The organism is Streptomyces sp. NPDC088097 (genome assembly GCF_044741845.1).
Classification (GTDB): domain Bacteria; phylum Actinomycetota; class Actinomycetes; order Streptomycetales; family Streptomycetaceae; genus Streptomyces.
The window spans coordinates 101,339-113,544 of the sequence record NZ_JBIUTJ010000012.1; the positions used below are offsets into that span (position 1 = coordinate 101,339).

Consider the following 12,206-nt stretch of genomic DNA (forward strand, 5'->3'; position numbering starts at 1 on the left):
CCCCGGGCACGCCGAGAGGAATCCTGCCGACATGAGACCACTGCTGTTGATCGACGTCGACGGACCGCTGAACCCCTACGCCGCCAAGCCGCAGCGCCGCCCTGCGGGCTACACCACCCACCGGATGCGCCCCACGGGCTGGCGGCAGAACGAGAGCGCCAAGCCCCTGCGGGTCTGGCTCAACCACGACCACGGGGCGGCGCTGCTCGCGCTGGCGGAGCTGTACGACCTGGTCTGGGCCACCACCTGGAAGGACGAGGCCAACGACTGGATAGGCCCGCACCTGGGGCTGCCGAGGCTGCCCTTCGTCGACTGGCCCGTGATGCACGGTCGGGCCCCGCGCGGAACCTTCTGGAAGACCCAGTACCTCCTCCCCTACGCGGGCGGGCGCCCCTTCGCCTGGATCGACGACGACATCACCGACATGGACCGCGCGTACGTGGAGGCGAACCACCCGGCGCACGCGCTGCTGATGCGCGTCGACGAGCGGATCGGGTTGACCGGGGAGGACTTCGACGCGCTGGCCGCCTGGGCCGGGCGGTGATTCCCCGGACACGCCGAAGGGGCGGCGCGCGCCGTCGGGCACGCACCGCCCCTTCGGGCGCGGGGACTACCGCTGCTTGTGCTCGGCCCAGGCGTGCTGGATGACCAGGTCGGCCTTCAGCTCGGTGAGCTGGACCGCGACCGCCGAGGGGGCGGTGCCGCCCCGGCCGTCACGGGAGGCGAGGGCGCCCTTGACGTTGAGGACCGTGCGGACCTCGGGGGTCAGGTGCTCCGAGATCTTCACGAACTGATCGTCGGTGAGCTGGTCCAGCTCGATGCCCTCGGCCTCGCAGACCTTGACGCACTCGCCGGCCACCTCGTGCGCCACCCGGAAGGGGACGCCCTGCTTGACCAGCCATTCGGCGATGTCGGTGGCCAGGGAGAAGCCGGCCGGGGCCAGCTCCTCCATGCGCTCCCGGTTGATCGTGAGGGTGGCCATCATGCCGGTGAAGGCGGGCAGCAGGACTTCCAGGGTGTCGCAGGAGTCGAAGACCGGCTCCTTGTCCTCCTGGAGGTCCCGGTTGTAGGCCAGGGGCAGCGCCTTGAGGGTGGCGAGCAGGCCGGTCAGGTTGCCGATGAGACGGCCCGACTTGCCGCGCGCCAGCTCCGCGATGTCCGGGTTCTTCTTCTGCGGCATGATCGAGGAGCCGGTGGAGAAGGCGTCGTGGAGGGTGACGAAGGAGAACTCCTTCGTGTTCCAGATGATGATCTCCTCCGCGATCCGGGACAGGTTGATCCCGATCATCGCGGTGATGAAGGCGAACTCGGCCACGAAGTCGCGCGAGGCCGTGCCGTCGATGGAGTTGCCGACCGAACCCCGCTCGAAGCCCAGGTCGGCCGCGACCTGCTCCGGGTCCAGGCCCAGCGAGGAACCGGCCAGGGCGCCCGAGCCGTACGGGGAGACGGCGGTCCGGGTGTCCCACTGCCGCAGCCGCTCGGCGTCCCGGGACAGGGACTGCACGTGGGCCAGTACGTGGTGGGCGAAGAGGACGGGCTGCGCGTGCTGGAGGTGGGTCCGGCCGGGCATGGCCACGTCGGAGTGCGCCTCGGCGAGGCCGACCAGCGCGTCCTGGAGGTCGGCGATCAGGCCGCCGACGATCCGGGCGTGGTCGCGCAGGTACATCCGGAAGAGGGTCGCGACCTGGTCGTTGCGGGACCGGCCGGCGCGCAGCTTGCCGCCGAGATCGGCGCCGAGCTGCTCCAGCAGTCCGCGCTCCAGGGCGGTGTGGACGTCCTCGTCGGCGATGGTGCCGGTGAAGGAACCGTCCGCCACGGCCGCTTCGAGCCGGTTCAGGCCCGCGGTCATGCGGTCCAGCTCCTCGGCCGTGAGCAGCCCCGCCTTCGCGAGCACGCGGGCGTGGGCGCGGGAGCCCGCGATGTCGTACGGCGCGAGGCGCCAGTCGAAGTGGACCGAAGCGGACAGTTTCGCGAGGGCCTCGGACGGCCCGTCGGCGAACCGGCCGCCCCAGAGCCGGACGTCACCGTTGTTGCTGCTCACAGCTACTGCTCCTCATGAGGGTGGTGGTACGACGGCCTCCGCGCCGCGGAGGGTGCGGGGAGGCCGTCGGGGTACATCGGGTCGCGACCGCCCGACGACGTGGGCGCAGTGCCCAACGACGTGGGGTCAGGCGAGGTCGCGGCGTGCGGCGATCTTCGAGGAGAGACCGAAGATCTCGATGAAGCCCTGGGCCTTGGACTGGTCGAAGGTGTCGCCCGAGTCGTAGGTCGCCAGGTTGAAGTCGTAGAGCGACTCGTCCGACTTGCGGCCGGTGACGACGGCGCGGCCGGCGTGCAGGGTCATCCGGATGTCACCGGTGACGTGCTGGTTGGCCTCGTTGATGAAGCCGTCCAGGGCGCGCTTGAGCGGGGAGAACCACAGGCCGTCGTAGACCATCTCGCCCCAGCGCTGCTCGACCTGCCGCTTGTAGCGGGCCAGTTCGCGCTCGACGGTGACGTTCTCCAGCTCCTGGTGGGCGGTGATCAGCGCGATCGCGCCCGGGGCCTCGTACACCTCGCGGGACTTGATGCCGACGAGGCGGTCCTCGACGATGTCGATCCGGCCGATGCCCTGCGCTCCGGCGCGCTCGTTGAGCTGTTGGATGGCCTGGAGGACGCTGACGGGCTTGCCGTCGATGGCGACGGGGACGCCGGCCTTGAAGGAGATGACGACCTCGTCGGCCTCGCGGGGCAGGGCCGGGTCGGCGGTGTACTCGTAGATGTCCTCGATCGGGGCGTTCCAGATGTCCTCCAGGAAGCCCGTCTCGACCGCGCGCCCGAAGACGTTCTGGTCGATGGAGTACGGGGACTTCTTGGTGGTCGCGATCGGCAGCTCGGCCTTCTCGGCGAAGGCGATGGCCTTGTCGCGGGTCATCGCGTAGTCGCGGACCGGGGCGATGCACTTGAGGTCGGGGCCGAGGGCGGCGATGCCGGCCTCGAAGCGGACCTGGTCGTTGCCCTTGCCGGTGCAGCCGTGGGCCACGATCGAGGCGCCGTGCTTCTGCGCGGCGGCGACGAGGTGCTTGACGATCGTCGGCCGGGAGAGGGCGGAGACCAGCGGGTACCGGTCCATGTAGAGGGCGTTCGCCTTGATCGCCGGGAGGCAGTACTCCTCGGCGAACTCGTCCTTGGCGTCGGCGACCTCGGCCTCCACGGCACCGCAGGCGAGCGCGCGCTTGCGGATGACGTCCAGGTCCTCGCCACCCTGGCCGACGTCCACGGCTACGGCGATGACCTCGGCGCCCGTCTCCTCGGCGATCCAGCCGATGGCGACGGAGGTGTCCAGGCCGCCCGAATAGGCGAGTACGACGCGCTCGGTCACTGGTTTCTCCTCACGGTGCAATCAACAACAGGCATAACTATGCACTACTCCGTATGTTTCGTCAATGGACGCCGGCGCCGCCCGCTCTGCCCGTCGCTGAGCTGCGGAAATAACCGGAGGCGCCTCCCGGGCGCGGTTGCATACGATCTCCGGACGACGAGGGAAGGGCGCCCCCATGACGGCCGAGGACCACGGCGCGAAGGTCGCCGCCGCACTGCTGGACGGCGACCCGGCCGCCTTCGCGGACGGGCTCGGACTCACCGACCCGGCGCACTGGACCGGCTTCGACCAGGCCGTGCGCCGACTGACCACATGGGCTTGCCTCCGCCCTTCCGACCCTCGCTCCGAGGCCCGGCTCTGCCACGCCAACGGCCGGGTCCGCGAGGCGGCCCTGTCCGGGGCCGACGTCCCGCTGCCCCTCGTCGCGATCCGGAGCGCCGACTGGGTGCCGGTCGTGCGGGAGCGCGCCCGGACCCTGCTCGCCCGGGCCCTGGACACCGATCCGGCGGGCACCCTGACCGCGCTGACCCCGCTCGTGCTCCGACTGGGTCGGCGCGAGCAGGGCGCCTGGGCGCGGGAGCGGTTCGACGCGGCCCTGCGGACGGCGGATCCCGCGCTGCTCGCCCGACTCCGGGCCGGGACGGACCTGGCGACCCGGCGGCACGTCGCCCGGATCGAGATCGCCTCCGGCCGGTTCTCCGTGCGGGAACTCGCGGCCGAGGCCGCCGCCGAGCGGGACTCCGCCACGGCCTCGGTCTGGGCCGACGCCGCCCTGGCGGCCCTGGCCTGCGACGGCCCCGACGACACCGCCGTCGACCTCCTCCTCGGCGGCCGCGTGCCGATGGTCCGGGCCTCGGGGGTGACCGCCCTGCGCGGGGCCGGCCGCACGGGGGAAGCCGTACGGCACCTCACCGACCGGTCCTCCCTCGTACGGGCCTGCGCCCGGTGGCTCGCCCGGCAGGACGGGACCGACCCCTACGCCGTGCTGCGCCCGCTGGTCGGCGACCCGGCGCGGGTCACCCCGAGGGTCGTGACCGCCTTCTCCGAGTCCGCCGCGCGCTCCGACGCCCCGTTGCTGCGGCCCCTCCTCGCCCACCCCGAGGGCCGGGTACGGGCCGCGGGCGCCGCCGCGCTCTCCCGCCTGGAGGTCTCCGACGTCGACCTGATGCGCCCGTTGATCGACGATCCCGTCCCCGCGGTGGCCCGCGAGGCCACCAAGGGGCTGGAGTCCGCCGCGCGACGACTGGACCCCGACTGGCTGAGCGCCCGCACCGGCCCCGACCGGCCGGCGCACACCCGCCGGGCCGCCTTCCGGCTGCTGCGCGCCCGCGGCGGGATCCCGGCCGCGCGGGCCGCCGTCGAGCTGGCGCGGGACCCCGACCCGGGGATCCGGGAGCAGGCCCGGGCCTTCCTGCGGGCCTGGGACCCGCGGGCCGAGCTGTTCGCGAGCGGGGCGGGCATGGCGGGCGGAGCGCGAGGGGCGGGCGGAGCGGGAGCGCATCCCGCGGACGTCACCGACGCCGAGGAGCTGGGCCGGCTGCTGCGGCGGGCCGGTGACCTCTTCGACCCCTATCGGCTGGGGCGGCACCTGAGCCGATTGGGCCTCGCCCACTGAGATTCCCGGCGCGGCGGCCCGCCCGCGCCGTCACCGCCCCCGCCTGCCCGTACGGTCTGACGTGTGCTGCGTACCGCCGCCCTCGTCACGGGCTCGCTGATCCTCGCCGGACTCCTCCCCCAGGGCCCCTCGGCCCCTTCGTCAGCCTCGGCCCCCTCGGCCGCCGCCGAACCGCTGGCGGCCCGCCTGGCCGACACCGGCGGCGGCAGCCAGCTGATCACCGCCGTCGCGCCCGGGCCCGGCTCCACGACGGGGCGTCTGACCTGGTGGGATCGCCGGGCGGGGCGCTGGTACGAGGCGGGGAGCACGCCCGCCCGCTTCGGCGCGAAGGGTCTGTCCGAGGGCGCGAGCCGGGTCCAGGGCACGAACACCACCCCGACGGGCCTGTACGACCTGCCGTACGCCTTCGGGATCGCCCCCGCCCCGGCCGGAACGGCCCACTCCTACCGGCGGGTGACGGACCGTTCGTGGTGGTGCCAGGACAACGCCTCGGCCTCCTACAACCGCTGGACGGAACCGCTGGCCGCCGACTGCGCGCCGGGCGAGGCGGAGCACCTGGTCACCTACGCGACGCAGTACGCCCACGCGCTGGTCATCGGCTTCAACTACGACCGGCCCGTGCGCGGCCGGGGCGCGGGCATCTTCCTGCACGTCAACGGAAAGGGCGCGACGGCCGGTTGCGTATCCGTACCGCGACCCGCCATGCGCGCCCTGCTCCGCTGGGCCGACCCGGACCGCGGCCCGCACATCGCGATCGGCACGGAGTCCGGCCCCCTGGACGTGACCCGGTACTAAGGGCTGTGCCCCTGGGGCGCGTCCGTACGGGCCCTCAGCTCTCCTTCTGGGCGAGGCGCAGCAGGTGGTCGGCGAGGGCCTGACCGCCGGCCGGGTCGCGGCTGATGAGCATCAGCGTGTCGTCGCCGGCGATGGTGCCGAGGATCGCCTGGAGCTCGGCCTGGTCGATCGCCGAGGCGAGGAACTGGGCCGCACCGGGCGGGGTGCGCAGGACCACGAGGTTCGCCGAGGCCTCCGCGGAGATCAGCAGCTCGCCGGAGAGGCGCCGCATGCGCTCCTCCTTGGCCGACTCGCCGAGCGGGGCCTGCGGGGTGCGGAAGCCGCCCTCGCTGGGGACCGCGTAGATCAGTTCGCCGCCGGTGTTGCGGATCTTGACGGCGCCCAGCTCGTCGAGGTCGCGCGAGAGCGTCGCCTGGGTGACGCTCAGCCCGTCGTCGGCCAGCAGCTTGGCCAGCTGGCTCTGGGAGCGGACCGGCTGCCGGTTGAGGATGTCGACGATCCTGCGGTGGCGGGCCGTGCGGGTCTGCGGGACGGACGGGCCGCTCGGCTCGTGTTCCTGGGCGTGGCTCATCGTCGGCTCATTCTCCGGATCGTCCCGCTTCGTCGAGGATGCCGGGCAGGGCCCGGACCAACGCGTCCACCTCGGCCTCCGTGACGACGAACGGCGGCATGAGCCGTACGACGTCGGGGGCGGGCGCGTTGACCAGGAAGCCGGCCTTCTGGGCCGCCAGTTGCACCCGGGGAGCGAGGGGCTCCGTCAGCACGATACCCAGCAGGAGGCCCGCGCCGCGTACGTGGGAGACCAGCGCATGCCCGGAACCTTCGATTCCGGCCCGCAGCCGCTCGCCCCGCTCCTTGACCCGGTCGAGCAGTCCGTCGGCGGCGATGGTGTCGATCACGGCGAGGCCTGCGGCGCAGGCCACCGGGTTCCCGCCGAAGGTGGTGCCGTGCTGGCCGGGCTGGAGCAGCTCCGCGGCCGGGCCGAAGGCGGCCACGGCGCCGATCGGGAGGCCGCCGCCGAGGCCCTTGGCGAGGGTGACGAGGTCGGGCTCGACCCCCTCGTGGGCCTGGTGCTCGAACCACTGGCCGCAGCGGCCGATGCCGGTCTGCACCTCGTCGAGGGCCAACAGGGTGCCGGTGGCCCGGGTGATCTCGCGGGCGGCCGTCAGGTAGCCGGCGGGCGGGACGACCACGCCGTTCTCGCCCTGGATCGGCTCGATCAGGACGAGGGCGGTCTCCTCGGTGACGGCGGCCCGCAGGGCCTCGACGTCCCCGTACGGCACGTGGGTGACGTCGCCGGGCAGCGGGAGGAAGGGGGTCTGCTTGGCCGGCTGGCCGGTCAGGGCCAGCGCGCCCATGGTCCGGCCGTGGAAGCCGCCGGTGGTGGCGACCATGTGGGTGCGCCCGGTGAGCCGGCCGATCTTGAAGACGGCCTCGACGGCCTCGGCGCCGGAGTTGCAGAAGAACACCCGGCCGTCGCGCCCGAAGAGCTGGAGCAGCCGCTCGCCCAGGGCCACGACGGGCTCGGAGACGTAGAGGTTCGACACGTGCCCCAGGGTGGCGACCTGGTGCGTGACGGCGTCGATGATCGCCGGGTGGGCGTGGCCCAGGGCGTTGACCGCGATCCCGCCGACGAAGTCGGTGTACTGCTTGCCGTCCGCGTCCCAGACCTGGGCGCCCGCGCCCCGTACGAGGGCCAGCGCGGGGGTGCCGTAGTTGTTGGTCAGCGCACCCTGCCAGCGCCGGCCGTACTCCTGGTTGCCGGTCACGTCCGTTGCCCTCCCTGTCCGTCGGGCACGACCATCGTGCCGATTCCCTCGTCGGTGAAGATTTCCAACAGGATCGAGTGCTGGACCCGCCCGTCGATGACACGGGCCGTGCCGACACCGCCGCGGACGGCGTGCAGGCAGCCCTGCATCTTGGGCACCATGCCGCTGGACAGGTCGGGCAGCAGCTTCTCCAGCTCGCTGACCGTGAGCCGGCTGATGACCTCGTCGCTGTCGGGCCAGTCCGCATAGAGGCCCTCGACGTCGGTGAGGACCATCAGCGTCTCGGCCCCCAGCGCCGCCGCCAGGGCCGCTGCCGCCGTGTCGGCGTTCACGTTGTAGACGTGGCCGTCGTCGGCGCTGCGCGCGATGGAGGAGATGACCGGGATCCGGCCGTCGGCGAGGAGCGCCTCGATCGCGCCCGTCTCGATGACGGTGATCTCACCGACCCGGCCGATGTCGACGAGCTCCCCGTCGATCTGCGGGGTGTGCTTGATCGCGGTGATGGTGTGGGCGTCCTCGCCGGTCATGCCGACCGCCAGCGGGCCGTGCCGGTTGATCAGCCCGACCAGCTCGCGCTGGACCTGTCCCGCCAGGACCATCCGTACGACGTCCATCGCCTCGGGGGTGGTCACGCGCAGCCCCGCCTTGAACTCGCTGACCAGGCCGTGCCGGTCGAGCTGAGCGTTGATCTGCGGGCCGCCGCCGTGCACCACGACGGGACGCAGGCCCGCCTGGCGCAGGAAGGCCACGTCCTGGGCGAAGGCCGCCTTCAGTTCCTCGTCGATCATGGCGTTGCCGCCGAACTTGATGACGATGATCTTGCCGTTGTGCCGGGTGAGCCAGGGCAGCGCCTCGATGAGGATCTCGGCCTTGGGCAGCGCGGTGTGCTTCCTCGCCGTACTCATGAGGCGTACGCGCTGTTCTCGTGGACGTACTCGGCCGTCAGGTCGTTGGCCCAGATGACCGCCGACTCGGAGCCGGCGCGCAGGTCCGCGGTGATGCGCACCTCGCGGTCCTTCATCGAGACCAGGTCGCGGTCCTCGCCGACGGAGCCGTTGCGGCAGACCCAGATCCCGTTGATGGCCACGTCGAGGCGGTCCGGGTCGAAGGCCGCCTTGGTGGTGCCGATGGCGGAGAGCACGCGGCCCCAGTTCGGGTCCTCGCCGTGGATGGCGCACTTGAGGAGGTTGTTGCGGGCGATGGACCGGCCGACCTCGACCGCGTCCTCCTCGCTGGCCGCGCCGACGACCTCGATGCGGATCTCCTTGCTCGCGCCTTCGGCGTCGCCGATGAGCTGACGGGCGAGGTCGCCGCAGACGGTCCGTACGGCCTGTGCGAAGTCCTCGAACTCCGGCACGAGGCCACTGGCGCCGGAGGCGAGCAGCAGCACGGTGTCGTTGGTGGACATGCAGCCGTCGGAGTCGACCCGGTCGAAGGTGGTGCGCGTGGCGTCGCGCAGCGCCTTGTCGAGGGTGCCGGCGTCCAGGTCGGCGTCCGTGGTCAGGACCACGAGCATGGTGGCCAGGCCCGGGGCGAGCATGCCCGCGCCCTTGGCCATGCCGCCGACGGTCCAGCCGTCCCGGGTGACGGTGGCCGTCTTGTGCACGGTGTCGGTGGTCTTGATGGCGATGGCCGCGGCCTCGCCGCCCTCGGCGGACAGGGCGGCGGCGGCCGTCTCGATGCCGGGCAGCAGCTTGTCCATGGGGAGCAGGACGCCGATCAGACCGGTCGAGGCGACCGCGATCTCCCCGGCGTTGTGCTCGGTGCCGAGCTCCAGCCCGTTCAGCACGGCGGCCGCCCTCTCGGCGGTCGCGTGGGTGTCCTGGAAGCCCCGGGGGCCGGTGCAGGCGTTGGCCCCGCCGGAGTTCAGGACGACGGCTCCGACGTTGCCGCCCCGCATGACCTGCTCGGACCAGTGGACGGGGGCGGCCTTGACCCGGTTGGAGGTGAAGACGCCCGCGGCGGCCAGACGCGGCCCGTTGTTGACCACGAGGGCCAGGTCCGGATTGCCGTTGGCCTTGATTCCGGCGGCGATGCCGGCCGCCGTGAACCCCTGTGCTGCCGTGACGCTCACGGTGCTACTCCGATCGTGGAAAGGCCCGTCGCCTCGGGCAGGCCGAGGGCGATGTTCATGCTCTGCACCGCGCCGCCGGCGGTGCCCTTGGTGAGGTTGTCGATCGCGCTGACAACGATGATCCGGCCGGCGGACTCGTCGTGGGCGACCTGGACGTGGACGGCGTTGGATCCGTACACCGACTTGGTGGTCGGCCACTGCCCCTCGGGGAGCAGGTGGACGAAGGGCTCGTCCGCGTACGCCTTCTCGTAGGCCTCGCGCAGGGACCGGGCGGTGGTCCCGGGCAGGGCCTTGGCCGAGCAGGTGGCGAGGATGCCGCGCGGCATGGGCACCAGGGTCGGGGTGAAGGAGACGGAGACCCGCTCCCCGGCGAGGGGGGAGAGGTTCTGCACCATCTCGGGGGTGTGCCGGTGACCGCCGCCGACGCCGTACGGGGTCGCGGTGCCCATCACCTCGGAACCGAGCAGGTTCGTCTTGAGGGCCTTGCCCGCGCCGGAGGTACCGGTGGCGGCGACGATCACGGCCTCCGGCTCGGCGAGGCGGGCCTGGTAGGCCGGGTAGAGGGCGAGGGACACCGCGGTCGGGAAGCAGCCGGGGACGGCGATGCGCCGGGACCCCGCGAGGGCGGCGCGGGCGCCGGGCAGCTCGGGCAGGCCGTAGGGCCAGGTACCGGCGTGCGGGGCCCCGTAGAACTTGTCCCAGTCGGCGGAATCCTTGAGCCGGTGGTCGGCACCCATGTCGACGACGAGCACCTCCTCGCCCAGTCGGGCGGCCACGGCGGCGGACTGGCCGTGCGGAAGCGCGAGAAACACGACATCATGGCCCGCGAGGACCTCGGGCGTGGTCGCTTCCAGGGTGCGCCCGGCGAGCGGGACGAGGTGCGGCTGCAGGGAGCCGAGGAGTTGCCCGGCGTTGGAGTTCCCGGTCAGCGCGCCGATCTCCACCTCGGGGTGCGAGAGCAACAGGCGCAGGACTTCACCGCCCGCGTATCCACTCGCTCCGGCCACCGCTACACGTACCACCATCGGACCCTCCTCCTAGATGGCATGACTATACGTACGTCCGCAGTGTTATGCAAAGCCCCTTCCGACGCCCCGCCCCTCGGGTGCGGGCGCGGTCGACGGGGCGCCGAACCAGCGGGGCAGCGCGGCGAGCAGTTCGCGGCGGTCTTCGCCGGCCCAGGCCACGTGGCCGTCCGGGCGCAGCAGCACGGCGGGGGCGTCGAGTTCCGCGGCGGCGTCGACCAGGTGGTCGACGCGGTCCTCCCAGCCCCGCGCCGAGAGCGTGCCGGTCCGGTCGAGCAGCAGGCCGCGCCCCGTGCGCATCAGCTCGTAGAGCCGCCCCCGCTCCAGCCGGACGTCCCGCATCCGCAGGCCGAGCAGCTCGTGGCCCTCGCCGAGGTCGTAGCGGACCCCGACCGCGGTGATCATGCCGGTCACGTACCGGTTCACCTCCTCGAAGTCCATCAGCTTCGAGAACAGCGCCCGCAGCGCGGTCGGGCCGGGCCCGGTCCCCAGCAGGGTCATCTGTGCGCGGGTGTTGTCCAGTACGGCGGCGCCCACCGGGTGCCGCTCGCGGTGGTAAGTGTCCAGCAGGCCCTCCGGTGCCCAGCCGGCCACCTCGGCGGCCAGCTTCCAGCCCAGGTTGAACGCGTCCTGGGCGCCGAGGTTGAGCCCCTGGCCGCCGGTCGGGGGGTGGACGTGCGCCGCGTCGCCGGCCAGCAGCACCCTGCCGACCCGGTAGCGCTCGGCCTGCCGGGTGGCGTCGCCGAAGCGGGAGAGCCGCCGCGGTGAGTGCGCGCCGAAGTCGGTGCCCGCGGTGGCCACCAACCGCTCCCTGAACTCCTCCATGGTCGGTGCGCCCGCGCGGTCCTCGGCCACCGCGCCGCCGGGGACGACGACCCGGTAGCCCCCGACGGCCTGCGGGATCGCGCCGAACCGCAGGTGTGTCCTGTTGACCTCCGCGACGACGGCGGCGATCGTCGCCGGGCCCTCGGTCAGCTCCATGTCGCCCAGCAGCGTCTCCACCGTGGCGGGCTCGCCGGGGAAGCCGACGCCGAGCAGCTTGCGCACCCGGCTGCGGCCGCCGTCACAGCCGACGAGGTAGCGCGAGCGCAGCCGCGTACCGTCGGCCAGTTCGACGTCGACCCCGTCCTCGTCCTGGCTCAGTCCGACCACCTCGCGGCCGCGCCGGATCTCCGTACCGAGTTCGAGGGCCCGCTCCTCCAGCAGCCGCTCGGTGACCGGTTGCGGGACGGCGAGACCGTACGGGTGCGCCGTGTCCAGCCGGTCCGGCCACGGTGTTCGGATGCCTCCGAAGGGGCCGCCGACCTGGAACTTCTCGCCGACCGCGAGGAAGCGGTCCAGCAGGCCGCGTTGGTCCATCATCTCGACGCTGCGCGTGTGCAGGCCCTGTCCGCGGGATTCTCCGGTCGGCTCGGTCAGCTTCTCCAGCACGACCACGCCCACGCCGTGCAGCCGCAGCTCGCCGGCCAGCATCAAACCGGTCGGGCCGCCGCCGACCACGATCACGTCCGTCATGAGGATCCCCGCTCGAAGAATGCGATGCCGCAAGAGGTGCGATGCCGTCCGG

11 protein-coding genes are annotated in these 12,206 nt (G+C 72.8%); 3 read left to right on the plus strand and 8 right to left on the minus strand.

The features are described 5' to 3' along the window. Positions 1-31 precede the first annotated feature (31 nt). Positions 32-544: an HAD domain-containing protein gene (locus ACIOD1_RS27265; RefSeq protein WP_365627029.1), complete on the plus strand. Its 513-nt coding sequence runs from the start codon at positions 32-34 to the stop codon at positions 542-544. A gap of 66 nt (positions 545-610) precedes the next feature. Here ACIOD1_RS27265 and argH read toward each other — a convergent pair whose 3' ends face one another. Together argH and ACIOD1_RS27275 are read right to left on the minus strand one after the other, a co-directional pair. Next, complete coding sequence (gene argH, locus ACIOD1_RS27270; protein WP_365627032.1) at positions 611-2,041, minus strand: argininosuccinate lyase; 1,431 nt, start codon at positions 2,039-2,041, stop codon at positions 611-613. Between the two features lie 126 nt (positions 2,042-2,167). Further along, entirely contained in the window at positions 2,168-3,361 is a 1,194-nt protein-coding gene (locus ACIOD1_RS27275) for an argininosuccinate synthase (protein WP_365627035.1), read from the minus strand. Positions 3,362-3,536: 175 nt separating this feature from the next. Here ACIOD1_RS27275 and ACIOD1_RS27280 point away from each other — a divergent pair, with 175 nt between their 5' ends. Further along, entirely contained in the window at positions 3,537-4,976 is a 1,440-nt protein-coding gene (locus ACIOD1_RS27280; protein ID WP_401905189.1) for a hypothetical protein, read from the plus strand. 63 nt (positions 4,977-5,039) lie between these two features. Next, positions 5,040-5,771 (plus strand): L,D-transpeptidase family protein, encoded by a 732-nt coding sequence (locus ACIOD1_RS27285; protein ID WP_365627040.1) that lies wholly within the window; start codon positions 5,040-5,042, stop codon positions 5,769-5,771. Between the two features lie 34 nt (positions 5,772-5,805). Here the strand turns inward: ACIOD1_RS27285 and ACIOD1_RS27290 are convergent, their stop codons facing one another. Genes ACIOD1_RS27290 through rox form a run of 6 tightly spaced genes read right to left on the minus strand, consistent with a single transcriptional unit; the run spans position 5,806 to position 12,154 of the window. Then, entirely contained in the window at positions 5,806-6,342 is a 537-nt protein-coding gene (locus ACIOD1_RS27290; protein ID WP_365627043.1) for an arginine repressor, read from the minus strand. A 7-nt stretch (positions 6,343-6,349) separates the two neighbouring features. Further along, positions 6,350-7,540, minus strand: a complete 1,191-nt coding sequence (locus tag ACIOD1_RS27295; protein ID WP_365627046.1) for an acetylornithine transaminase — start codon at positions 7,538-7,540, stop codon at positions 6,350-6,352. Further along, the gene (argB, locus tag ACIOD1_RS27300) at positions 7,537-8,445 is read right to left on the minus strand and encodes an acetylglutamate kinase (protein ID WP_365627049.1); all 909 of its coding nucleotides are present in this window, start codon (positions 8,443-8,445) and stop codon (positions 7,537-7,539) included. The genes ACIOD1_RS27295 and argB overlap by 4 nt, the downstream gene beginning before the upstream one ends. After that, on the minus strand, positions 8,442-9,614 hold the full coding sequence (gene argJ / locus ACIOD1_RS27305) for a bifunctional glutamate N-acetyltransferase/amino-acid acetyltransferase ArgJ (RefSeq protein ID WP_401905192.1): 1,173 nt from the start codon (positions 9,612-9,614) through the stop codon (positions 8,442-8,444). The genes argB and argJ overlap by 4 nt, the downstream gene beginning before the upstream one ends. Beyond that, positions 9,611-10,639, minus strand: coding sequence for an N-acetyl-gamma-glutamyl-phosphate reductase (gene argC, locus ACIOD1_RS27310; RefSeq protein WP_401905194.1), 1,029 nt, complete (start codon positions 10,637-10,639; stop codon positions 9,611-9,613). Before argC ends, argJ begins: the two co-directional genes overlap by 4 nt. A 45-nt stretch (positions 10,640-10,684) precedes the next feature. After that, positions 10,685-12,154 (minus strand): rifampin monooxygenase, encoded by a 1,470-nt coding sequence (rox, locus tag ACIOD1_RS27315; RefSeq protein WP_401905197.1) that lies wholly within the window; start codon positions 12,152-12,154, stop codon positions 10,685-10,687. Positions 12,155-12,206 lie beyond the last annotated feature (52 nt).